Source organism: Streptomyces geranii, assembly GCF_002954775.1.
GTDB lineage: Bacteria > Actinomycetota > Actinomycetes > Streptomycetales > Streptomycetaceae > Streptomyces > Streptomyces geranii.
On sequence record NZ_PJME01000006.1, the window covers coordinates 242,034 to 263,780 of the forward strand.

The following is a 21,747-nucleotide window of genomic DNA, read 5'->3' on the forward strand; positions in this document are numbered from 1 at the left end:
GGCGTGGATCACGACTTCTTCTCCAGCACGAGGTCGAAGCGCGCGTGCCGGAAGGGGTTCGGTACGCCGAACTCCCTTGCCAGGGACGGGTCGTGGGTCTCGGTGAAGTCCTGGACCAGGCTCTCCTTCACCGCGAACACGGCGTCCGAGTCGAGGTAGTCGCTGCCCGCCACGAAGATGTGGGTGGTGACGGGCTCGTGGCCGTCGGCCGTGGCGATGAAGTGGATGTGGGCGGGGCGGTAGGGGTGCCGTCCGGTGGCGTTGAGCAGGTCGCCGACCGGGCCGTCCGTGGGGATCGGGTACGGGCTCGGTACGCAGGTGCGGAACCAGAAGCGGCCTTCCCCGTCGGCGGTGAAGAGGCCGCGGCCGTTGCCCGGCGGCTGTACGTCCGGCTGCTGGACGTCGTAGTAGCCCTCGGGGTCGGCCTGCCAGACGTCGAGCAGGGCTCCGGGCAAGGTAGTTCCGTCCCGGTCGAGGACGCGCCCGCTGACCACGCACGGCTCGCCGGTGCCCACCAGGTCGATGTCGGCGCCGAGTTCGCGTACCGGCGACTCGGTCATGTGGAAGGGGCCCAGCACGGTCGACTCGGTGGCGCCCGGGTCGCCGTGGCCGTTGATGGTCTCGACGAGCATCGAGACGCCGAGGACGTCCGACAGCAGGATGAACTCCTGCCGGGTGTCGGTGCAGGTCTGCCCGGTCGCCGTGAGGAAGCCGATGGCCCGCTCCCACTCGGCCATCGTCGGCTCGGTCTCCCGTACGAATGCGTGCAGGTGCCGGGCGAGGGCGGTGAGCAGTTCACGCAGGCGCGGGTCGGCGGTCCCGCTCATGCTGTCCACGACTGCGTCGGTGACGGCCGTCGTGAATCCGGCGGCGCCGTCACCCGTGGCGGTTTCCGTGCTGGTCATTCCGTGCTCCTCGTTCCGGCCGTCCCGTTCGCCTTGTCCCCTCAGGCATGTCCGAGGATCTGCCGCAGCGCGTCCGTCAGCAACTGTTCGGCGTTCTCGGCCGCTTCGGCGTGTCGGAAGGCGACGAACCCGTCCGGGCGTACGAGGAGCACGCCCGCGTCGGACACCTCGCTCAGGCCCGCCCAGTCGCCGTACGGGTCCTCGTACTCCTGGCCGGGCCCGACGACGACCGTGGCGATGTCGAGGGGCTGGGCCTTCGCCGCGCGCACCCAGGCGTCGCCGCCGATGCCGGTGAGGAGGGTGAAGCGGCCCCGGCCCACGGTGTCGAGGGTGGACAGGGTGCGGGTGCCGGAGGTGAGCCAGGCGTGCGGGAGGCGGGCGCCGGGGCGGGTGGAGGGCTGGTGGTGCAGTTCGGGGTCACGGGCGAAGCCGGGGTCCGGGGTGCCGTCGGGGACGATCGCGGCGGAGGTGTAGCGCTGGTTGAGGTCGACGCCGTGGGCGTTGAACTCGTACACCTTGGCGGCGATGGCCTCGCGCAGCCGGGCGCGCTGCTTGGCTGCGGCCTCGGTGGCGTCCTTGCGGGCGGCGATGTTGGCCCACAGTTCCTCGGGGGTCTGCGGGGAGAGCCCGTCGAGCGCCTCGAAGATGGGGGCGGTCTCGGCGATGGACTTGTTGGCGCGGGTGACGATCTGCCTGCCGACGGGGGCGCGTTCGGCGGTGTAGGTGTCGAGGAGCGCGGGGGCGGCGGCTCCGTCGAGGACCAGTTTCAGCTTCCAAGCCAGGTTGTAGGCGTCCTGGACGGAGGTGTTCGAGCCGAGCCCGTTCGACGGCGGGTGCCGGTGGACGGCGTCACCGGCGCAGAACACACGCCCGTTGGCGTAGTTCTCGGCGTACATCTCGTTGACCGTCCAGGCCGAGGACGACTTGATGGTGACGGGGATGTCGTCGTCGCCGACCAGCCTGCGGACGATCGACTCCGCGTACTCGGTGGTGAGGTCGGGGGCGCCGGCGGCGACGTCGTAGCCCCAGACGATCATCCACTCCTTCCAGGGACGGACGTTGCGGACGAGCCCCGCACCGATGCCGCCGACGGTGGCGCCGGGCGCGAGCACCCAGTAGAGGGTGGAGGGCCGATGAGCCGTGTATTTCGTCAGGTCGGCGTCGAAGACGATGTTGATACTGCCCGCGACGCCCATCTGGCCGCCCATGGGCAGTCCGGCGTCCTCGGCGACCTTGGAACGACCGCCGTCGGCGCCGATCAGATAGCGGGCCCGGATCTCGTACGTGTCGCCGCGCAGCCGGTCGCGGACGGTGGCCGTGACGCCGGTCGCGTCCTGAGTATGCGTCAGGTATTCGGTCTGGAACCGGAGTTGGGTGCCGCGTGCGACGGCCGCGTCGACGAGGACCGGCTCCATCAGGTGCTGCGGCATGTCGCACATACGGGTGGGACTGGCCAGTTCGTGCGCGGCCTGGACGAGCGGGTCGTTGCCCCAGGAGCGGACCCGGCCCAACTCCTCGCCCGCCAGGCTGGTGCAGAAGGTCGTGTTGCCCATCAGCTGCTGGGGCGTGGCCTTGGCGACCACGTCCGCCTCGACGCCGAGGTCGCGCAGGACCTCCATCGTGCGCTGGTTGGTGATGTGCGCGCGGGGCGTGTCGGCGAGGCTCGCGTACCGGGTGACGACAATGTTGGGCACACCATAAGTGCTCAGCGCGAGCGCGGCGGACGCCCCGGCCGGGCCGCTGCCCACGATCAGTACGTCGGTGTCGACAACGGTGTGCACGGGAGACGCTCCAGGTTCCGGACGGACGGCCACCCATGATCGTGGGGCGGAACGGCGATTTCCGGGTGTCTCAATACGAGACACTTCACTCTTCTCAGCACCTCGCCCAAGCCTCGCCGAACCTCTTGGAACCTCTCCGAACCTCTGGGAATCTCTGGGAACCTCTTGGACGGTCTCCGGACCCGGCCCGATACGGTGAGTGGCGCTATGACCACAGTTGAAGAATCTCCCGCGCTCCTCCTGCTCAGTCAGGCGCGTCAGCGATTCCTGACCGGGCGCCCGCTGCCCGACGACGTCCCCGACGAGACCGTCGCCGCCTGGCGGCGTGCCCGCTTCCTCGGCGTACGGCACGATGTCCGCGAGTCCGCCCCGGTCGGCGGCGGCGCCGTCGCGTCGCCGTTGCTCGCCGCGGCCGGTCCGGTCCTCGAACGGCTCGCCCCGGCGCTCGTCGCCGACGGCACGTCGCTGCTGCTCACCGACGAACGGCCGCGGGTGCTGTGGGCGGCGGGCGGCGCCCCGTGCGGGGAGCCGCACCAGGATCTGGCCGAGCGGGAGGTCGGGCACAACAGCGCGGCGCTCGCCCTGCGCACCCGGCGACGCGCCGAGGTGCACGGCCCCGAGCACTTCCTCGACGTGTGGCAGGACGTGTCGGCGGTCAGTGTGCCGGTGTTCGCCCCGGACTCGGGCCGTCCCCTCGGCACGATCACCGTCGCCTCCGCTCTGTGCACCGGCGAGGGCCCGCATCCGGGCGCCGCCCTGGCGGAGGCGGCAGCGGCGGCCGTGGAGGCGGAGTTGCTGGCCGGCTCCCGCTCACCGGAACGGACCCTCCTCGACGCCTACGCCCGCGCGGCGCACAGTCCGGAGAGCGGCTCGGGAGCCGGGCAAGCAGGCGGCCAGGAGCGCGCGGTGGTGGCGCTCGACGGACGCAGCCGGCTGGTGGGCGAGGCAGCGGTACGGCTGCTGTCGCCGCAGGTGCTGGAGTCCCTGGAGCGGGGAGCGCGGGCACTGCTGCGATCGGCGGCGCCTGTGGAGTCGTACGACATCGCGCTGCCCGAAGGGGCGGGCTGCACCGCCGAGTTCCGTCCGGTGCGGGAGCAGGGCGGTGGCCGGGTGCTGGGGATCGTCGCCGTGCTGGAGCCGGTCGCCGAGGATGCGGCGGTACGGGCCTTGCCTCGTCCGGCGGCGGGGCGGCTGGCCGGGAGTTCGGTGCCGTGGCGCCACGCGGTGGGCCGGGCACGGGAGTTGGCGCACGGCGTCGAACCGCTCCTGCTGACCGGGGAGCGCGGCTCGGGCAAGACCGCGCTGGCCCGCGAGCTGCTCGGCGGCGCCGAACCGTTGGTCCTGGACGCCGCCGAGGCACCCGAACTCGGCCTGGACGGCGACGAGTTGCCGGGCGACCGCCCACTGCTCCTCCGGCACGCCGAGCGGCTCGCCCAGCCGGATGTCGCCGCACTGAACGGTCTCCTGGAGGAGCGTCCGGACGTCCGGCTGCTGGCCACGTACACCCCGGGCACTCCCCCGGGACCCTGCCTTCAGCGACTCCTGGACACCCTGGCCGCCCGCTCGGTGACCCTGCCCGCGCTGCGTGAACGCCCGGAGGACATCAGGGAGTTGCTCCCGGCGCTCACCCCGAAGCCGGTCGACGGCACACCGCCGCTCACCTGGACCCTGGACGCGCTGCGGGCACTGGAACGGCACCCGTGGCCCGGCAACCTCACCGAACTCGCCCACCTCGTAAGGACGTTGGCGGAGACCCGGCGGGCGTCGGGCCCGGTCCGCCGCTCCGAACTCCCGGACCCGGTGCGGGAAGGCCCGGCCGCGCGCCCGCTCAGCCCGATGGAGGACGCCGAACGCACCGCCATCCTGGAGGCCCTGCGCCGCAACGGCGGCAACAAGGCCCGCACGGCGACGGCCCTGGGCATCGCCCGCGCGACGCTTTATCGGAAGCTGCGCGAGTACCGGGTCTGAGGGGCTGGGGGACTCAGGGGCTGAGGCCTCTTCACAGGCCCTGGGACGGCGGTGCGGTCGTCCCCCGGATCTCCAGGGTGGGCGCGGCGAGGTGGAGGCTGACCGGGCTGGTGGGCAGGTCGAGGCGGGCCAGGAGGCAGCGGGCGGCTCGGCGGCCGACCTCGTGGCCGGCGTTGTCCACCGTGGTCAGCCAGACGTGGCGCAGGCGCGAGATGTTCGTGTTGTCGTACCCGATGACGGACAGGTCGCGGGGCAGGCTCAGCCCAAGCTCCTCGGCGGCGGAGATCGCGCCGACGGCCGTCATGTCGTTGACGGCGAAGACGGCGGTGGGCCGGTTCGCGGGGGCGCCGAGCAGCCGGACGGTGCTGCGGTAGCCGCCCTCCTCGGTGAGGTCGCCGGCCTCGACGAGCGCGCCGTCCGCCAGACCGTGCGCGCGCATCGTCGCCTCGAAGCTGCGCCGGCGGAGTTCGCCGACGGCGCCGTACCCGGCGATGTGCGCGATCCTGCGGTGCCCGAGCCCGATCAGGTACTCGGTGGCGATCCGGGCGCCGTGCTCGTCGTCGTTGGCGACCACGTCCACGCCGGGCAGCTCGGGCTCGCGGGCACCCGCGACGACGACCGGGATGCGCTCGGCGAGGGTGCCGAGGACGGCGGGGTCGGGCAGGGTGCCGACGACGACCAGACCGTCGACGCCGAGGTCGCGGAAGGGGCCGGTGAGGTCCTGGCCGCTGCGCCGGTTGAGGCGGGCGTCAGCGAGCAGCATGTGCAGGCCGTTGTCGTGGAGGAGCGAGTTGAGACCGTCGAGCAGGTCGACGAACCAGGGGTTGCGCAGGTCGTTGAGGAGGACGCCGACGGTACGGGTGCGCTGCTCGCTGAGGCTGCGCGCGGCGGCGTTCGGCCGGTAGCCGAGTTCCCGTACGGCGAGGAGAACGGCGTCACGTTTCTCGGCCCGGACCTGTTCGGAGCCGCGCAGCACCAGCGAGACCAGGGATTTCGACACACCGGCTCGTTCGGCGACGTCTCTGATGGTCGGCGGTCTCATGTCTTGGACCGTTCCACAGTCCGCCATGTCCTGTCAAAGGGTTGACAGCAAAGGTGGAAGGCACCGAGGGTGGGTGGGAAATGTTCTGGACCGGTCCAAAGAGGGGCTGTCATGGCAAGTACGCTCGGTGTCGCCGTCGTGGGGTTCGGCTGGATGGGACGGGTGCACACACAGGCGTACGTCCGCCTGGCGCACCACTTCCCGCAGCTCGGCCTGCGCCCCGAACTGGTCCTGGTCGCCGAGGAGGTCCCGGGCCGGGCCGAGGAGGCCGCCGCGCAGTTCGGGTTCGCCTCGACGACCCGTGACTGGCGTGCCGTGGCCGCCGACCCGCGCGTGCAGGCCGTGAGCATCACCGCGCCGAACTTCCTGCACCGGGAGATCGGGGTCGCGATGGCCGAGGCGGGCAAGCACATCTGGATCGAGAAGCCGGTGGGTCTGTCGGCGGCCGACGCGAGCGCCGTCGCCGACGCGGTCGCGAAGGCCGGCGTCCAGGGCACGGTCGGCTTCAACTACCGCAACGCGCCTGCCGTCGAGCGGGCCCGGCAGCTGATCGCCTCCGGCGAGATCGGGACGGTCACGCATGTCCGCGTCCGCCTCTTCAGCGACTACGCGGCGCATCCTGACGGGGCGTTGACCTGGCGGTACGAGCGGGACCGCGGGGGCAGTGGGGTGTTGGGGGATCTTGCCTCGCACGGGGCGGACCTGGCCCGTTTCCTGCTCGGTGACATCTCCGCGCTGATCGCGGACACGGCGGTGTTCGTGCCGGAGCGGGCCCGTCCCACGGGGGCGACGGCCGGGCACGCGCGGGCGGTGGGGGGTGAGTTGGGGCCTGTGGAGAACGAGGACTACGTGTCGTGTCTGCTGCGGTTCGCCTCCGGGGCTCGGGGAGTGCTGGAGGCGTGCCGGGTGTCGGTCGGTGAGCAGAACAACTACGGGTTCGAGGTGCACGGGACGAAGGGTGCGGTGTTCTGGGACTTCCGGCGGATGAACGAGTTGGGGGTGAGTGTGGGGGCGTCGTATCAGGATCAGCCGGTGAGTACGGTGTTTGTCGGGCCTGGGGATGGGGAGTTCGGGGCGTTTCAGCCGGGGGCGGCCAATGCGATGGGGTACGACGATCTGAAGGTGATCGAGGCTGAGCGGTTTGTTCGGTCTGTGGCTGAAGGGGTGCCGTATGGGGCGACGTTGGGGGATGCGGTGCGGAGCGCTGCGGCGTTGGATGCGATGAGTCGGTCTGTGGTGTCGGGGGGTTGGGAGGGGGTGGGGGGATAGGGGGGTGGGTTGTTGGGTGCGGGTGGGTGGGGGCTGGTCGCGCAGTTCCTCGCGCCCCTTGTGAGCGCGCCTTGTTTGTTTGACTGCCGGTTCCCCTGGGTGGGTCACCGTGGAGGCATGTTGTACGGGGTGACCACCTGGATTGCTGACGGGGCGGTCGGGGTCGCTGGGGGTAGGGCGCCGTGGGAGCGCATGATCGTGCGGCACGCTTCGTGCATGTCCTGGCGGAGGTCGTGGTGGAGGACGCAGGACAGGCGGTGTTCTCGTAGGAGGCGGGTGTTGTCGTGGTCCAGGTCGTGGGCGACGAAGACCGCGCATTCGCGGCCCAGGTCCTCGAAGGCCCGTAGCGTCGCGATGTTGCCGCCGCCGATCGAGTAGACCGCGCGGATGTCCGGGTCCCGCTTCAGGGCGTCGCGGACCAGGTCGTACTGGGTGGCGTCCAGGCCCTGTCCCTCGGTGATCTCGACGAGGGCGCGCTCGGGGTGCCGGGCCCGCATCGCGCCCCGGAAGCCCATCTCCCGCTCCTCCTCGTTGCGGAAGAAACCGCTGCTCAGGCTGGTGAGGACGTTGCCGGGGCGGTCGCCGAGCCACTGGCCCATGAGGTACGCGGCGGTCGCGCCGGCGGCCCGGTTGTCGATGCCGACATAGGCGAGACGGGCACTGGAGGGCAGGTCGGTCACCAGGGTGACGACCGGGATGCCGGCGGCCACCAGTCGGCCGACGGCCGCCGCGATCTCGGGTACGTCCGGTGCCTTCACGATGACGCCCTGGGAGCCGCGCCGGGCGATGCGGTCGAGGGTCGCCGCCAGTTCCGCGACCGGGCCGGTCTCGCGGAAGTGGAAGCGGGAGCGTACGACGGCCGGGTGGAGGGCGGGCAGCTCGGCCTCCAGGGCGGCCCGGACGGCCGTGGTGAACCGCTCGGGTGCCTGCATCACGATGTCGATCATGAACGTACGGCCGACCAGCCTGACCTGGGTGCGCTGCCGGTCGAGGTCCGCGATGGCCTGCCGTACCTCCCGCTGGGTGCTCTCGCGGACCCCTCCCCGGCCGTTGAGGACACGGTCGACCGTGGCCTCGCTGAGGCCCGCCTGACGTGCGATCTCCCGGATCGGATAGGGGTGGCCCATGGGGACGTTCCTCGGCTTCGTCTTGAGGGGTTTTTGATGGCCGTCTGCTGGTTGTTTGACGAGTTTGTCATGACAACAATGACAGCGACAGGTCGCCGTCGATGACTGAGAAAAGTTCGCGAGAGACCCAGAGAAGACACCAGAGAAGACCCAGCGAAGACCGAGAGAAGGACGACGATGTCCCTCACCGCCGCACACCGCCCCGCGTGGCTGTCCGAGCAGGACTGCGATCTCGACGCCTTCCGCGCCGAGGTCGAACGAACGACCGACGCCGCCGACTACCCGCACGCGTCCGCCGTCGAGCGGAACGTCCTCGTCTACGACAGTGAGCGGCTGCGTTCCGCCGTCAGCGCGCCCGGCGGACGCCGGGAGGTCATGGCGGAGCTGGTCCGGGCGCTCACCGACGGGCCCGGCATCGTGGTCCTCAAGCGGGCCTTCGCCGAGCTGACGGTCGTGGACCGGGCGACCGCCGCCTTCGAGGGGCTCATCGCCGACCAGCGGGCCGCCGGGACGGTCGCGGGCGACCACTTCGCGAAGCCGGGCGCGAACGACCGGGTGTGGAACGCCCTGGAGAAGACGGCCCTGCGCGCGCCCGAGGCGTTCGCCGACTACTACGCCAACGACATGATCGCCCTCATCTCGACGGCCTGGCTCGGCCCCGGCTACCAGGTCACCTCGCAGATCAACGTCGTCAACCCGGGCGGCGCCGCGCAGAGCCCGCACCGCGACTACCACCTCGGCTTCCTCTCCAACGAGACGGCAGCCGCGTACCCGGCGCACGTCCACCGCCTCTCCCCCGTGCTGACGCTCCAGGGCGCGGTCGCCCACTGCGACATGCCCGTGGAGTCGGGGCCGACGCTGTACCTGCCGTACTCGCAGTCGTACGAGCCCGGCTATCTGGCCTGGCGGCGGCCGGAGTTCGTCGAGTACTTCGACACCCACCACGTACAGCTGCCGCTGGCCAAGGGCGACGCCGCGTTCTTCAACCCGGCGCTCTTCCACGCGGCCGGCACCAACCGTTCCACGGATATCCGGCGCATGGCGAACCTCCTCCAGGTGTCCTCCGCCTTCGGGCGGGCCATGGAGACCGTGGACCGGGAGGCGACCGTCAACGCGCTCTACCCGGTGCTGCTCGCCCGCAGGGCCGAGGGCGCGGACGACGCCTGGCTGGACGCGGTCGTCGCGGCCTCCGCCGAGGGCTACCCCTTCCCCACCAACCTCGACCGGGACCCGCCGGTCGACGGCCTGGCCCCGCCCTCGCAGGCGGACCTCGTACGGCGCGCGCTGCGCGAGGAATGGACCCCCGAGGCGCTCCGCGAGGCACTGCGGGCGGGCGCCGAACGACGTGACAGCCGCTACGAGAGCTGAGGAACCGAACGGTATGGGACTACTCCAGGACAAGGTCGTCCTCGTCAACGGCGGCAGCCAGGGCGTCGGCGCCGCCATCGCCCGGGCCGCCGTCCGCGAGGGCGCCGTCGTCGCGGTGAGCGGACGGCGCCCGGAGCCGGGCGAGGCGCTGGTCGCGGAGCTGACGGCGGCGGGCGGCAAGGCCATGTTCGTACGCGCCGACCTCGCGGACGCCGCCCAGGCGAAGGCGTCCGTGGCCGAGGTCGTCGCCGCGCACGGCCGGATCGACTGCCTGGTCAACTCGGCGGGCCTGACCTCGCGCGGCACGCTCCTCGACACCACGCCCGAGCTGTTCGACGCGCACATCGCGATCAACCTCAAGGCGCCGTTCTTCGCCATGCAGGCGGCGGTGGCCGACATGGTCGCGCGCAAGGCGCCCGGCACGGTCGTCAACATCATCACGTCGTCGGCGCACGGCGGTCAGCCCTTCCTCGCCCCGTACGTCGCCGCCAAGGCCGGCCTCATCGGCCTGACCCGCAACGCGGCGCACGCGCACCGCTGGGACCGGGTCCGGATCAACGGCCTGAACATCGGCTGGACGGCGACCGAGGGCGAGGACGCCACCCAGCGGGCCTTCCACGGCGCGGACGACGGCTGGCTCGACGAGGCCGCCGAACGCCTGCCCATGGGCAAGCTCGGCCAGCCGGACGAGATCGCCGACTTCGTGGTCCTCCTGCTGTCCGACCGGTCGGGCGTGGTCACCGGTTCGGTGATCGACTGGGACCAGAACGTCCTCGGCGGCCTCGACTGACCCCCACCTCCACACAAGCATCCCTCTCCCCCGGCAAGACACCCGCACCACCCACCAAGGAGCAGCACACCCCATGCGTATCGGAATCCTCGGCCTCGGCCGCATCGGCGCCTTCCACGCCGAGACCCTCTCCGGTCTCGACGCCGTCGACTCCCTCGTCGTCAGCGACCCGTTCGCGGAGGCCGCCAAGGCCGCCGCGGAGCGCTTCGGCGCACAGGTGGCCGACTCCCCCGAGGCCCTCCTGGCCGCCGGTGTCGACGGTGTCGTCGTCGCCGCCGCGACGGACGCCCACCCGTCCCTGATCCTCGCCGCCGTCGAGGCGGGCATCCCGGTGTTCTGCGAGAAGCCGGTGGCCCGCTCGATGGCCGAGGGCGTCGCGGTGCTCAACGCGGTCAAGGACAGCGGCGTCGAGATCCAGATCGGCTACCAGCGCCGCTTCGACGCGGGCTTCACCGCCGCTCGTAACGCCGTCCAGAGCGGCGAGTTGGGCCTCCTGCACAGCATCCGGCAGACCACGCTGGACCCGGCGCCGCCGCCGGCCGCGTACATCGCCGCCTCCGGTGGCATCTTCCGGGACTGTTCGGTGCACGACTTCGACGTCCTGCGCTGGGTGACGGGCCGCGAGGTGACCGAGGTGTACGCGGTCGGCGGCAACCGGGGTGCCGACTACATCAAGGAGGCGGGTGACGCCGACACCACCGGCGCGATCCTCACCCTGGACGACGGCACGATCGCCGTGGTCTCCAACTCCCGCCACAACGCCCGGGGTTACGACGTCCGCATGGACGTGCACGGCTTCAAGGACAGCATCTCGGTGGGCCTGGAGGACAAGCTCCCGCTGCGCTCCGTGGAGCCGGGTGTCACCTTCCCGGCGGGCGTCCCGCACGACTTCTTCATGGACCGCTTCATCCCGGCCTACCGCGCCGAGCTGACGGCGTTCACGGAGGTCGTCGCGGGCACCCGCAAGTCCCCGTGCACGGTCGCCGAGGCGCTGGAGGCGGGCTGGATCGCGGACGCGTGCACGCTCTCGCTCCGGGAGCACCGTCCGGTGCGCATCGAGGAAGTACGCACGGTCTGAGCCGTCGCGACTCGAACGGCCCGCGCTGTCAACTCACCTGTACAGCGCGGGCCGTTCGACGAGTTCCACCTCGACCCGCCGGCCCTCGCTCTGCGCCCGTACGCCGGCCTCGCAGACCGCGGCCACCGCGTAACCGTCCCAGACACCGGGCCCGGTGACCTCGCCACGCCTGGTGGCGTCGACCCAGGCCTGCACCTCACGGTCGTACGCGTCCGCGAAACGCTCGATGAAGTCCTGGGCGATGGCCCCGCCCCACCGGCCGCCCGAGTTGACGACCATGCCGTGCCCGTCGCCGATCCGCGCGGTCCCGCGCTCGCAGACGACCTCGGCCTGAACCTGGTACCCGAAGCCGGAGTTGACGTTGATCTCGACGTCGACGATCGCGCCGCCGTCGGTCTCCATCACGACGAACTGCGGGTCCCGCAGCCCCTCCGGCGCGTTCGCGGACGGCCTCGGACACAGCACGGTGACCGCGGTGATCTCCTGCCCGAGGAGCCACCGGGTCACGTCCATCTCGTGCACCACGGAGTCGTTGATGTGCATCGCGCTGGTCCACCAGGGCGGCGAGGCCAGATTGCGATGCCGGTTGTGCAGCATGAGGGGTCGCCCCAACTCCCCTGTGTCGAGGAGCGACTTGAGCTTCAGGTACTCGGCGTCGTACCGCCGCATGAACCCGACCTGCACCCTGCGGTGCCCGAGCCGCCGCTCGGCCTCCACGACCCGCAGCGCGGAGGCCGCGTCGGGCGTGAGCGGCTTCTCGCACAGTACGGGCAGGTCATGGGCGAACGCCGCGAGCAGGGCCGCCTCGTGAGCGGCCCCGGGCGAGGCGATGAGCACGGCGTCGACATCGGGCGATGCCATGGCGAGCGCCGCGTCCGGGTACGCCGTACAGCCGTCGACCCCGGCCGCGACCGACTGGGCGCGCTCGGGGTCGACGTCCACGACGGCCGTCACACGGGCGCCGCTGATGACTTCCTGAATACGGCGAACGTGATCGGCACCCATTTTCCCGGTACCGATGACAGCGACGCCGAGCGAGTCATGGCTCTTCATGGAGAAACAATGCCCCTTTTCAGCTGGGGGCATGGTCACCCACCTAGGGGCGCGGGGCTCCGACATTTGCGGCTCCGCCGCGCGGGCGCGACAAGCCACGACGGACCCGCACCCGACGAACCACCCGCGCCTACGCCCCGCAGGACCGAAGGAACTGCCGAGTCCGCACAGCGATGGGCAGCGGCCTGTCCGGCTCACAGGGGTACATGTCCTGCTCGACAATCGCGAACAGATCAACCCCCAGCTTCTGAGCCGCAGTCAGCACAGGCCCCAACTCCGGCACCCCGGAGGGCGGTTCACACATGACCCCGCGCTGCACGGCAGGCCCGAACGGCACCCCGTTCTCGACCACGTCGGCGAGGATCGCCGGGTCCACCTGCTTGAGGTGGAGGTACCCGATCCGCTCACCGTACGTCTCGATCAGCTTGACGCTGTCGCCGCCGCAGTAGGCGTAATGCCCGGTGTCCAGGCACAGGTTGACCACGTCGGAGTCGGTCGCGTCGAGGAACTGCTCGACATGCGCCTCGGTGTCGATGTGGGTGTCCGCGTGCGGGTGGACGACGATGTCGAGGCCGTACTTCTCCTTCACCTCACGGCCGAGGCGTTCCATGCCCCGGGCGAGGTGACCCCACTGCTCGGCGGTGAGTTCCGCCGGTTCCAGGATCTCGGCGGTCTTGTCGTCCCGCCAGAACGAGGGGATGACGACCAGGTGCTTCGCGTCCATCGCCTGGGTGAGCGCGGCGACCTGGCTGACGTGCTCCCAGGTCGACTCCCACACGGACGGGCCCTTGTGCAGGCCGGTGAAGACGGTGCCGGCCGACACCTTCAGGTCGCGCTTGACGATCTCGTCCGTGAGCCTGGCCGGGTCGGTCGGCAGATAGCCGTACGGGCCCAGTTCGATCCAGCGGTAGCCGGCCTCGGAGACCTCGTCCAGGAACCGTTCCCACGGCACCTGGACCGGGTCCTCGGGGAACCAGACACCCCAGGAGTCGGGTGCCGAGCCGACGCGGATGCGGTCGAGCGGAGTCGTCATGGCTTCGTCCCTTCCGGGGTGGTCGCCACCGGGGCCTGGAGGTCCTCGGCCTCGGGGAGCTCCTCGACGTCGACTCCGCGCACCTGGGCCAACTCGTGCTTGAGTGCCGCGAGTTCGGCGCCGCCCGCCATGTGGTTGGTGAGTTCTTCGAGGCTGACCTCGCTGCGGGCCGCGCTCAGCTCCATGGTGCCCAGGCGCAGCACGCTGAAGTGGTCGCCGACCATGTAGGCGTGGTGCGGGTTGTGGGTGATGAAGATGACGCCGAGGCCCTTGTCGCGAGCGGCGGCGATGTACTTCAGCACGACACCGGACTGCTTGACGCCCAGGGCGGCGGTCGGCTCGTCCAGGATGAGGACGCGGGCGCCGAAGTAGACGGCGCGGGCGATGGCCACGGACTGGCGCTGGCCGCCGGAGAGGGTGCCGATGGGCTGGTCGAGGTCGTCCAGCACGATGCCCATGTTGCGCAGTTCGGCGTCCGCGGTCTGCTTCATCTTCTCGATGTCGAGACGGCGTACGGGCCAGGGGCCCTTGGTCATCTCGGAGCCGAGGAAGAAGTTGCGCCACACCGGCATGAGCGGGACGGTCGCCAGGTCCTGGTAGACCGTCGCGATGCCGGCGTCGAGCGCCTCACGCGGCGTGCCGAAGTGCACGGGGCTGCCGTCGACGAGGAGTTCGCCCTCGGTGTGCTGGTGCAGCCCGGAGATGATTTTGATCAGCGTGGACTTGCCGGCGCCGTTGTCGCCCAGGACGCAGGTGACCTGGCCGGAGCGGACGGCGAGGTTCACGCCGTGCAGGGCGCGGATGTTGCCGTACGACTTGCCGGTGTCGCGCAGTTCGACGATCGGCGTGTTGTCCTCGGGCGAACTGTCCTTGGTGAGCGTGCCGTTGGGGGAGGTTTCGTTGGTTGTCATGCGTTCACCTCCGGGTCGCCTGGCGGCGGACCCACAGATTGACGAGGGCGGCGACCAGGAGCATCACGCCGAGGAACGCCTTGAACCAGTCCGGGTTCCAGTTGGCGTAGACGATGCCCTGGGAGACCATGCCGAAGATGAAGGCACCGATGACCGGTCCGACCGCGGAGCCGTAGCCGCCGGTCAGCAGGCAGCCGCCGATGACCGCCGCGATGATGTACAGGAACTCGTTGCCGACGCCCTCGCCGGACTGCACCGTGTTGAACGAGAACAGCAGGTGCATGCCCACGAACCAGGCGCCCGCGCCGACGCCCATGAACAGGGCGATCTTCGTGAACTTGACCGGGACACCGACCGCGCGGGCACTGTCCTGGCTGCCGCCGACCGCGAAGATCCAGTTGCCGAACTTGGTGCGCAGCAGGATCCAGGTCGCGATGGCCGCGAAGACCAGCCAGTACACGATCGTGATCTTGAAGTTGACGTCGCCGATGGAGAACTCCGAGGCGAAGACACTCTTCGCCTGGTCGAAGCCGTCCATGTCGGAGATGGAGTCGGACGCCACGTTGCCGGTGAAGATCTTCGTGACGGCGAGGTTGGCGCCCTGGAGGATCAGGAACGAGCCCAGGGTGACCAGGAAGCTCGGCAGCCCGGTCTTGATCAGCAGCCAGCCGTTGAACGCGCCCACCGCCAGCGACACGACCAGCGCGACGATCACGCCCGTCCACACGTTCATCGACAGCTGGAAGCTGAGGATCGCGGCCGTCAGGGCGGAGGTGGTGACCGCGACACCGGCGGAGAGGTCGAACTCCCCGCCGATCATCAGCAGGGCCACCGGGAGGGCCATGATGCCCATGACCGAGGCCTGGTAGAGCACCGTCGCCAGCGCGCTGGTCTCCCGGAAGGAAGGCGCCACCGCGAAGAAGAACAGGTACACACCGATGGCGGCGATGAGGGCGCCGACCTCGGGGCGGGCCAGCAGCCTGCGCCCCAGCGACCGCTGACTGGTGCGGCCGTCCTTCTGAGTGGCCGGCGGAGCCGGCGGCGAGGAACTCGCCGCCGGTGCCGTTGTCTGACTCATCGACATCACCGAGTGCCCTTGGCGGCGAACGCGGCGATCTCCTTGACGTTGGACTTGTCGACGAAGGCCGGACCGGTCAGGACGGGCTGCTCGCCACCACCGCTGTAGTTGCCGTTGTTCTTGAAGAGCCACAGGCCGTCGACGGCCAAGTAGCCCTGGAGGTAGGGCTGCTGGTCGACCGCGAACTGGACGTCGCCCTTCGTGATGGCGTCGGTCATCTCCTTGTTGAGGTCGAACGTCGCGACCTTCGCCTTGCTGCCGGCGTCACTCACCGACTGCACCGCGGTCAGCGCGTAGCTGGCGCCGAGCGTGACCACGTAGTCGATCGCCTTGTCCTGGTTGAGCTTTGCGGTGATCGTCGACTTCACGGACGGCATGTCGGTGCCGTTGACGTTGAGGACCTCCACCGTGCCGGTGAACGTCTTCTTCACGCCGTCACAGCGCTGCGTGAGACCGACGTTGCCCTGCTCCTGGATCACACAGACGGCTTTCTTGGAGCCGAGTTCGTTCAGCTTCTTGCCGAACGCCTCGCCCGCGACGGTCTCGTCCTGGCCGAAGAACTGCTGGAGACCGAGGCTCTGCCAGTCGCTCAGACCGGAGTTGAGACCGACGACGGGGATGCCGGCGGCCGTCGCCTTGGCCACGGCGTCCTTCATGGCGTCCGGCTTCGCCAGCGTGATGGCGATACCGTCGACCTTCTGGGCGATCGCGTTCTCGACGAGGGTGGCCTGGTTGCCCGCGTTCGGGTCGGCCGAGTAGATGAGCTTGACGTTGTCCTTGTCCGCGGCGGCCTGAGCGCCCTTGCGAACGATGTCCCAGAAGGTGTCGCCGGGCGCCTGGTGCGTGACCAGGGCGACGGTCATCTGAGGAGTGCTGGCCTTGCCCGCAGAGGCGTCGGTGCCGTCCTCCTCCGAGTCCTTGCCGCCGGAACTGCTGGAGCAGCCCGCCAGGACCAGGGCCGCTGCCGCGGCAGCGGCAACAACGGGGGCGATTCTGCGGGAGCGAGAAGAACGGTCCATCTTTCCTGCACCTCACTGTGCGACCGGGGAGAGGGTGGGGATCTTAGCGATCCCGGGCCCGGGTCCCGGAGGTCCGGGCCGTGTGCCGCGAACACGGCAGTCGTGTTGGGACCGAATCCAAATGCTTGGAACTGTCCGCTGTCAATACTTTGTTAAGACATCATTTCACAAGCAGGTCAGAATGTAAGAACAAACCCTTGACAGCGTTGCCCTCCGAGTCCTACACCTGGGAGACGACAGGCCCCTCGGGACCCGCATCCTCCGCAGCTCGAAGGAGCATCGCATGACCGAGTCAGCCCCGCCCTTCGACCTGGTCACCATGGGCCGCATCGGAGTTGATCTCTATCCGCTGCAGTCCGGCGCACCGCTGACCCTAGTGCAGACGTTCGGAAAATTTCTCGGTGGGTCGGCGGCCAACGTCGCGGTCGCGGCGGCCCGTCTGGGCCGTTCCTCGGCCGTCGTGACCCGGACCGGGGCCGATCCTTTCGGCGACTATCTGCACCGGGAGCTGAGGGATTTCGGGGTCGACGACCGCTGGGTGAAGCCAGTGGCCGGCCTGCCGACCCCGGTCACTTTCTGCGAACTCTTTCCGCCGGACGACTTCCCGCTGTACTTCTATCGTCAGCCGACCGCCCCGGATCTGCAGCTCCACACGGACGAGCTGGACTTCTTCGGCATCCGCGCCGCCCGCGTCTTCTGGATCACCGGCACCGGCCTGAGCGAGGAACCGAGCCGCTCGGCCACCCTGGCCGCCCTGAAGGCCCGCGACCGGGCCGGCACCACGGTCTTCGACCTGGACTGGCGCCCGGCGCTCTGGAGTGACGCAGCCTGGGCGGATCCGGACGAGGCCCGCCCGTACTACGCCGAGGCCCTGCGCCACTCGACCGTGGCCGTCGGCAACCTCGACGAGTGCGAGATCGCCACCGGCGTACGCGAACCCCGCGCCTGCGCCGAGGAGTTGCTCGCCTCCGGGGTCGAACTGGCCGTCGTCAAGCAGGGCCCCAAGGGCGTGCTGGCGATGCACCGCGACGGCACCGTCGCCGAGGTCCCGCCGGTCCCCGTCGAGGTGGTCAACGGCCTGGGCGCCGGCGACGCGTTCGGCGGCGCCCTCTGCCACGGCCTGCTGTCCGGCTGGGACCTGGAACGGACCATGCGGTACGCCAACGCCGCCGGCGCCCTCGTCGCCTCCCGCCTCGCCTGCTCGTCCGCGATGCCGACCGAGTCCGAGGTGGAAGGCCTGCTGGCGAGCGGAGCGCTCCGATGAATCCGCCGAAGCAGCGCACGCCGGTGACGCCGGTGACGCCGGTGACGCCGGTGACGCCGACGAACGTGCACGGAACGGCTGCGATCCCGGTGATCTCTGCGATCCCGTCGGCCCCCGCGAGTCCTACGACCCCGGCGGCGGCCGAGCGGACGCCCCCGACCCTCGAACGGAGCCCGTCTTGACCATCAGCATCGCCGATCTCGCCACCCTGAGAGCCCGGCACCCGGAGGCTGTCGCGGAGGCCGCCGCCCGCCGGGTCAGGCGGCCCCTGATCGGTGACAGCGGGCGGCTCATGATCGTGGCCGCCGACCATCCGGCGCGCGGCGCCCTGGGCGTCGGCAACCGCCCGCTGGCCATGGCCGACCGTGCCGAGCTACTCGAACGCCTGTGCGTGGCACTGTCGCGGCCCGGAGTGGACGGGGTGCTGGCCACCGCCGACATCCTGGACGACCTGCTGCTGCTCGGCGTGCTCGACGACAAGGTTGTCATGGGGTCGATGAACCGCGGCGGCCTGGCCGGCGCGGCCTTCGAGATGGACGACCGCTTCACCGGCCACCGCGCCCAGGACATCGCCCGGCTGCGCTTCGACGCAGGCAAACTGCTGCTGCGCATCGACTACGCCGACCCGGGCTCGCTCACCACCCTGGAGTCCACCGCCCGGGCCGTCGACGAGATGGCGGCGCTCCGACTTCCGCTGTTCGTCGAGCCGTTCATGTCCCGCCGGGTCGACGGCCGGGTCCGCAACGACCTGTCCGCCGAGGCGGTCACCCGCTCGATCGCCATAGCGTCGGGCCTCGGTGGCACCTCCGCCTACACCTGGCTGAAACTCCCCGTCACCGACGACCCGGACGACATGGCCGAGGTGCTGGAGACGTCGACGCTGCCGGCGGTGCTGCTGGGCGGCGAAGTCGGCGACGACCAGGAGGGCACGTACGAGAAGTGGCGCAAGGCGTTGCGGCAGCCGACGGTGCAGGGTCTGGTGGTGGGCAGGTCGCTGCTCTACCCGTCTTCGGGCACTGTGGAGACGGCCGTGGACACGGCGGTGGGTCTGCTGTGAACCGAGTCAACGGCAGGTTCGCCGTGAACCGAGATCCCGAGGGCGTGGCCGTGAATCGACACCGCGAAGGCGTGGCCGTGAACCGAGACAGCGCGAGCAAGGGTGTGAACAGGGTCAACAGGCGACCCCCGACGCAGCGGGTCCCGCTGTGAACTCGACCGAACCGGAATCCGCCGTGAACAGGAGTGACAGACCATGACCACCGCCTACCACCTCCCGGCAGGCAAGGCCCTCGGCGGCCCGTACGTCGTCGATGTGAACCCCGAGAAGGCAGGCTGGGGCTACTCCAGCCTCCGGGTGCTGGAGCTGCCCCCGGGCGGCTCGCACTCCTTCTCCACCGGCGACAGCGAGTGGATCGTGCTCTCCCTCAGCGGCGCCTGCACAGTGGACACGACAGACGATTTCGGCCACTCCACCTTCGAGGTACAGGGCCGCGACAGCGTGTTCAGCGGCGTCAGTGACTTCGTGTACGTGCCACGCGACGCCGGTTCGACCATCACCTCCCCCACCGGTGGCCGCTTCGCGCTCACCGGCGCCCGCTGCACCCGCCGGCTGCCCGCCCGCTACGGGCCCGCCTCCTCCGTCCCCGTCGAGCTGCGCGGCACCGGGAACTCCTCCCGGCAGGTCAACAACTTCGGCGCGGCCGGTGTCTTCGAGTGCGACAAGCTGATCGCCGTGGAGGTGATCACACCTGGCGGGAACTGGTCGTCCTTCCCGCCGCACAAGCACGACGAGCACCGCCCCGGCGAGGAGTCCGTGCTCGAAGAGATCTACTACTTCGAGTTCGCCGACCACGAGGGCACGCCCGGCCTCGGCTACCAGCGCGTCTCCCCCTCCGGCCAGGGCCGGAACACCGACGTGCTGGCCGAGGTGCGCGGCGGGGACGTCGTCCTCATCCCCGACGGCTGGCACGGGCCCTCCATGGCCGTGCCCGGCCACCACATGTACTACCTGAACGTCATGGCGGGCCCCGAGGCCGACCGTGCCTGGCTGATCTGCGACCACCCCGATCACGCCTGGGTCCGCGGTACCTGGCCCGAACAGCCCGTCGACCCCCGTCTGCCCCTCTACACGGCCCCGGAGAAGTCCTGATGAGCACCACCCCTACCCGCCGTCTGACCGTCGCCCAGGCGCTGGTGCGGTTCCTGTCCGTCCAGTACACCGAGCGCGACGGCGTACGCCACCGCCTGATCGCCGGCACGTGGGGCATTTTCGGCCACGGCAATGTGGCGGGCCTCGGACAGGCGCTGCTTGAGGCCGGTGAGGACGCGATGCCGTTCCACCAGGGCCGCAACGAGCAGTCGATGGTCCACGCGGCCGTCGGCTACGCCCGCCAGCTGAACCGCCTCTCCACCCAGGCCGTCACCACCTCCATCGGCCCCGGCGCCACCAACCTGGTCACCGGCGCCGCCCTCGCGACGATCAACCGCCTCCCGGTGCTCCTGCTCCCCGGCGACTACTTCGCGACCCGCACCGCCGACCCGCTGCTCCAGCAGCTGGAGCACCCGGTCGAGGCGGACCTGTCCGTCAACGACACCCTGCGCCCGGTCTCCCGCTACTTCGACCGGGTCACCCGCCCCGAGGCGCTGATCCCGTCCGCACTGAACGCCGTACGCGTGCTCACGGACCCGGTGGAGACCGGTGCCGTGACCCTCTCCCTGCCGCAGGACGTGCAGGCGGAGGCGTACGACTGGCCGGAGGAGTTCTTCGCCGAGCGCGTCTGGCACGTCAGGCGTCCCGCGCCCGACCCGTACGAGCTGGCCGAGGCGGTGCGGGCGATCCGGGCCGCCGAGCGCCCGCTGATCGTCGCGGGCGGCGGCATCCACCACAGCCAGGCCGAGGACGCGCTGAAGGCGCTGGTGGACGCGACCGGCATCCCCGTGGCGTCCACGCAGGCGGGCAAGGGTTCTCTGCGCTACGACCACCCCGCCGACCTGGGCGGTATCGGCCACACCGGTACGGCCGTCAGCGACGATCTGGCCCGCACGGCTGATCTGATCATCGGCGTGGGCACCCGCTACACGGACTTCACGACCGCCTCGAACACGCTGTTCCAGAACCCGGGCGTTCGGTTCGTCAACCTGAACATCGCCGCTTTCGACGCTCACAAGCTGGCGGCGCGGACGCTGGTGTGCGACGCGCGTGCGGGGCTCACAGCGTTGACGGAGGCGTTGTCCGGTCACCGTGTGAACTCGGTTTACGAGGCCGAGTACGGCGCCGGGAAGGCTCGCTGGGAGCAGGTTGTTGACACCGCGTTCAGCGCCGCCGACGAGAACGCCGTACCCACCCAGACCCAGGTGCTGGGCGCCCTGGACTCGGTCGTCGGGGACGACGATGTGATCATCAACGCGGCCGGTTCGCTCCCCGGCGACCTGCACAAGCTGTGGCGGGCCCGCAGCCCCCGTCAGTACCACCTGGAGTACGGCTACTCCTGCATGGGCTACGAGATCCCCGCCGGGATCGGCGTCCAGCAGGCCGCGCCCGACACCCCGGTCTGGTCGCTGGTCGGCGACGGCACCTACCTGATGATGCCGACCGAGATCGTCACCGCCGTCCAGGAGGGCCTGCCGGTCAACCTGGTCCTCATCCAGAACCACGGGTACGCCTCCATCGGCGGCCTCTCCGAGTCGGTCGGCGGCGAGCGCTTCGGCACCCCCTACCGCTACCGGGCCGCCGACGGCACCTTCACCGGCGCCCCGCTCCCGGTCGACCTCGCCGCCAACGCGGCCAGCCTCGGCATGGACGTCCTGCGCGCCAAGACGGTCGCCGAACTGCGTACGGCCCTGGCGACGGCCCGCGAGTCGGACCGGCCGACCTGCGTGTACGTCGAGACGGACACCGACAGCACGGCGCAGGCCGCTCCCCCGGCGGCGGCCTGGTGGGACGTACCGGTCGCCGAGACGGCCACCCGCGAGTCCGCCGTACGGGCCCGCGAGGAGTACGACCGTCAGGTCGCCGACCGCTGCAGGCACCTCTGAGTCACCGGCCCCTCTCCCCCTGGAGG

The 21,747-nt window shown here is 70.6% G+C and carries 18 protein-coding genes; 9 read left to right on the top strand and 9 right to left on the bottom strand.

Annotated elements, in window-relative coordinates:
* Positions 1–8 precede the first annotated feature (8 nt).
* Both CW359_RS11740 and CW359_RS11745 read right to left on the bottom strand, forming a co-directional pair.
* Entirely contained in the window at positions 9–905 is an 897-nt protein-coding gene (locus tag CW359_RS11740; RefSeq protein ID WP_105969804.1) for an intradiol ring-cleavage dioxygenase, read from the bottom strand.
* Positions 906–946: 41 nt separating this feature from the next.
* Positions 947–2,686, bottom strand: a complete 1,740-nt coding sequence (locus CW359_RS11745) for an FAD-dependent oxidoreductase (protein ID WP_105969805.1) — start codon at positions 2,684–2,686, stop codon at positions 947–949.
* 207 nt (positions 2,687–2,893) lie between these two features.
* Here CW359_RS11745 and CW359_RS11750 point away from each other — a divergent pair, with 207 nt between their 5' ends.
* Positions 2,894–4,654: a helix-turn-helix domain-containing protein gene (locus tag CW359_RS11750; protein ID WP_198655185.1), complete on the top strand. Its 1,761-nt coding sequence runs from the start codon at positions 2,894–2,896 to the stop codon at positions 4,652–4,654.
* Between the two features lie 31 nt (positions 4,655–4,685).
* Here CW359_RS11750 and CW359_RS11755 read toward each other — a convergent pair whose 3' ends face one another.
* The gene (locus CW359_RS11755; protein WP_105969807.1) at positions 4,686–5,696 is read right to left on the bottom strand and encodes a LacI family DNA-binding transcriptional regulator; all 1,011 of its coding nucleotides are present in this window, start codon (positions 5,694–5,696) and stop codon (positions 4,686–4,688) included.
* A 111-nt stretch (positions 5,697–5,807) separates the two neighbouring features.
* Here CW359_RS11755 and CW359_RS11760 point away from each other — a divergent pair, with 111 nt between their 5' ends.
* The gene (locus tag CW359_RS11760) at positions 5,808–6,965 is read left to right on the top strand and encodes a Gfo/Idh/MocA family protein (RefSeq protein WP_105969808.1); all 1,158 of its coding nucleotides are present in this window, start codon (positions 5,808–5,810) and stop codon (positions 6,963–6,965) included.
* A gap of 104 nt (positions 6,966–7,069) precedes the next feature.
* Here the strand turns inward: CW359_RS11760 and CW359_RS11765 are convergent, their stop codons facing one another.
* Entirely contained in the window at positions 7,070–8,092 is a 1,023-nt protein-coding gene (locus CW359_RS11765) for a LacI family DNA-binding transcriptional regulator (protein WP_105969809.1), read from the bottom strand.
* A 177-nt stretch (positions 8,093–8,269) separates the two neighbouring features.
* Between CW359_RS11765 and CW359_RS11770 the strand changes: the two genes are divergently transcribed.
* From CW359_RS11770 to CW359_RS11780, 3 genes are all read left to right on the top strand, one after another.
* A complete protein-coding gene (locus CW359_RS11770) occupies positions 8,270–9,460 on the top strand; it encodes a phytanoyl-CoA dioxygenase family protein (protein WP_105969810.1) in 1,191 nt (396 codons plus the stop codon).
* A 13-nt stretch (positions 9,461–9,473) separates the two neighbouring features.
* Positions 9,474–10,250: an SDR family oxidoreductase gene (locus tag CW359_RS11775; RefSeq protein WP_105969811.1), complete on the top strand. Its 777-nt coding sequence runs from the start codon at positions 9,474–9,476 to the stop codon at positions 10,248–10,250.
* A gap of 73 nt (positions 10,251–10,323) precedes the next feature.
* Positions 10,324–11,328: a Gfo/Idh/MocA family protein gene (locus tag CW359_RS11780; protein ID WP_105969812.1), complete on the top strand. Its 1,005-nt coding sequence runs from the start codon at positions 10,324–10,326 to the stop codon at positions 11,326–11,328.
* A 33-nt stretch (positions 11,329–11,361) separates the two neighbouring features.
* Here CW359_RS11780 and CW359_RS11785 read toward each other — a convergent pair whose 3' ends face one another.
* From CW359_RS11785 to CW359_RS11805, 5 genes are all read right to left on the bottom strand, one after another.
* Positions 11,362–12,381 (bottom strand): Gfo/Idh/MocA family protein, encoded by a 1,020-nt coding sequence (locus CW359_RS11785; RefSeq protein WP_105969813.1) that lies wholly within the window; start codon positions 12,379–12,381, stop codon positions 11,362–11,364.
* A gap of 130 nt (positions 12,382–12,511) precedes the next feature.
* Positions 12,512–13,414 carry a sugar phosphate isomerase/epimerase family protein gene (locus CW359_RS11790; RefSeq protein WP_105969814.1) on the bottom strand — a complete coding sequence of 301 codons (903 nt, stop codon included), beginning with the start codon at positions 13,412–13,414 and terminating at the stop codon, positions 12,512–12,514.
* Entirely contained in the window at positions 13,411–14,325 is a 915-nt protein-coding gene (locus CW359_RS11795) for an ATP-binding cassette domain-containing protein (RefSeq protein ID WP_105969815.1), read from the bottom strand. The genes CW359_RS11790 and CW359_RS11795 overlap by 4 nt, the downstream gene beginning before the upstream one ends.
* A gap of 4 nt (positions 14,326–14,329) precedes the next feature.
* Positions 14,330–15,403 carry an ABC transporter permease gene (locus tag CW359_RS11800; protein WP_105969934.1) on the bottom strand — a complete coding sequence of 358 codons (1,074 nt, stop codon included), beginning with the start codon at positions 15,401–15,403 and terminating at the stop codon, positions 14,330–14,332.
* Positions 15,404–15,408: 5 nt separating this feature from the next.
* On the bottom strand, positions 15,409–16,422 hold the full coding sequence (locus CW359_RS11805) for a sugar ABC transporter substrate-binding protein (protein WP_105969816.1): 1,014 nt from the start codon (positions 16,420–16,422) through the stop codon (positions 15,409–15,411).
* A 283-nt stretch (positions 16,423–16,705) separates the two neighbouring features.
* On the opposite strand from CW359_RS11805, the gene iolC reads away from it, so the two are divergent.
* The 4 genes from iolC to iolD all read left to right on the top strand — a co-directional run bounded on the left by iolC (position 16,706) and on the right by iolD (position 21,721).
* The gene (iolC, locus tag CW359_RS11810) at positions 16,706–17,686 is read left to right on the top strand and encodes a 5-dehydro-2-deoxygluconokinase (protein ID WP_105969817.1); all 981 of its coding nucleotides are present in this window, start codon (positions 16,706–16,708) and stop codon (positions 17,684–17,686) included.
* A 178-nt stretch (positions 17,687–17,864) separates the two neighbouring features.
* The gene (locus CW359_RS11815) at positions 17,865–18,743 is read left to right on the top strand and encodes a Cgl0159 family (beta/alpha)8-fold protein (protein WP_105969818.1); all 879 of its coding nucleotides are present in this window, start codon (positions 17,865–17,867) and stop codon (positions 18,741–18,743) included.
* A 195-nt stretch (positions 18,744–18,938) separates the two neighbouring features.
* Positions 18,939–19,835 carry a 5-deoxy-glucuronate isomerase gene (gene iolB, locus CW359_RS11820; RefSeq protein ID WP_105969819.1) on the top strand — a complete coding sequence of 299 codons (897 nt, stop codon included), beginning with the start codon at positions 18,939–18,941 and terminating at the stop codon, positions 19,833–19,835.
* Complete coding sequence (iolD, locus tag CW359_RS11825) at positions 19,835–21,721, top strand: 3D-(3,5/4)-trihydroxycyclohexane-1,2-dione acylhydrolase (decyclizing) (protein ID WP_105969820.1); 1,887 nt, start codon at positions 19,835–19,837, stop codon at positions 21,719–21,721. The genes iolB and iolD overlap by 1 nt, the downstream gene beginning before the upstream one ends.
* Positions 21,722–21,747 lie beyond the last annotated feature (26 nt).

Bases quoted from the DNA above. Each gene is read 5' to 3' on its own strand.
- CW359_RS11740 (WP_105969804.1), bottom strand. From the start codon at position 905: ATGACCAGCACGGAAACCGCCACGGGTGACGGCGCCGCCGGATTCACG.
- CW359_RS11750 (WP_198655185.1), top strand. From the start codon at position 2,894: ATGACCACAGTTGAAGAATCTCCCGCGCTCCTCCTGCTCAGTCAGGCG.
- CW359_RS11755 (WP_105969807.1), bottom strand. From the start codon at position 5,696: ATGAGACCGCCGACCATCAGAGACGTCGCCGAACGAGCCGGTGTGTCG.
- CW359_RS11760 (WP_105969808.1), top strand. From the start codon at position 5,808: ATGGCAAGTACGCTCGGTGTCGCCGTCGTGGGGTTCGGCTGGATGGGA.
- CW359_RS11765 (WP_105969809.1), bottom strand. From the start codon at position 8,092: ATGGGCCACCCCTATCCGATCCGGGAGATCGCACGTCAGGCGGGCCTC.
- CW359_RS11770 (WP_105969810.1), top strand. From the start codon at position 8,270: ATGTCCCTCACCGCCGCACACCGCCCCGCGTGGCTGTCCGAGCAGGAC.
- CW359_RS11775 (WP_105969811.1), top strand. From the start codon at position 9,474: ATGGGACTACTCCAGGACAAGGTCGTCCTCGTCAACGGCGGCAGCCAG.
- CW359_RS11780 (WP_105969812.1), top strand. From the start codon at position 10,324: ATGCGTATCGGAATCCTCGGCCTCGGCCGCATCGGCGCCTTCCACGCC.
- CW359_RS11785 (WP_105969813.1), bottom strand. From the start codon at position 12,381: ATGAAGAGCCATGACTCGCTCGGCGTCGCTGTCATCGGTACCGGGAAA.
- CW359_RS11790 (WP_105969814.1), bottom strand. From the start codon at position 13,414: ATGACGACTCCGCTCGACCGCATCCGCGTCGGCTCGGCACCCGACTCC.
- CW359_RS11795 (WP_105969815.1), bottom strand. From the start codon at position 14,325: ATGACAACCAACGAAACCTCCCCCAACGGCACGCTCACCAAGGACAGT.
- CW359_RS11800 (WP_105969934.1), bottom strand. From the start codon at position 15,403: ATGAGTCAGACAACGGCACCGGCGGCGAGTTCCTCGCCGCCGGCTCCG.
- CW359_RS11805 (WP_105969816.1), bottom strand. From the start codon at position 16,422: ATGGACCGTTCTTCTCGCTCCCGCAGAATCGCCCCCGTTGTTGCCGCT.
- iolC (WP_105969817.1), top strand. From the start codon at position 16,706: ATGACCGAGTCAGCCCCGCCCTTCGACCTGGTCACCATGGGCCGCATC.
- iolB (WP_105969819.1), top strand. From the start codon at position 18,939: ATGACCACCGCCTACCACCTCCCGGCAGGCAAGGCCCTCGGCGGCCCG.
- iolD (WP_105969820.1), top strand. From the start codon at position 19,835: ATGAGCACCACCCCTACCCGCCGTCTGACCGTCGCCCAGGCGCTGGTG.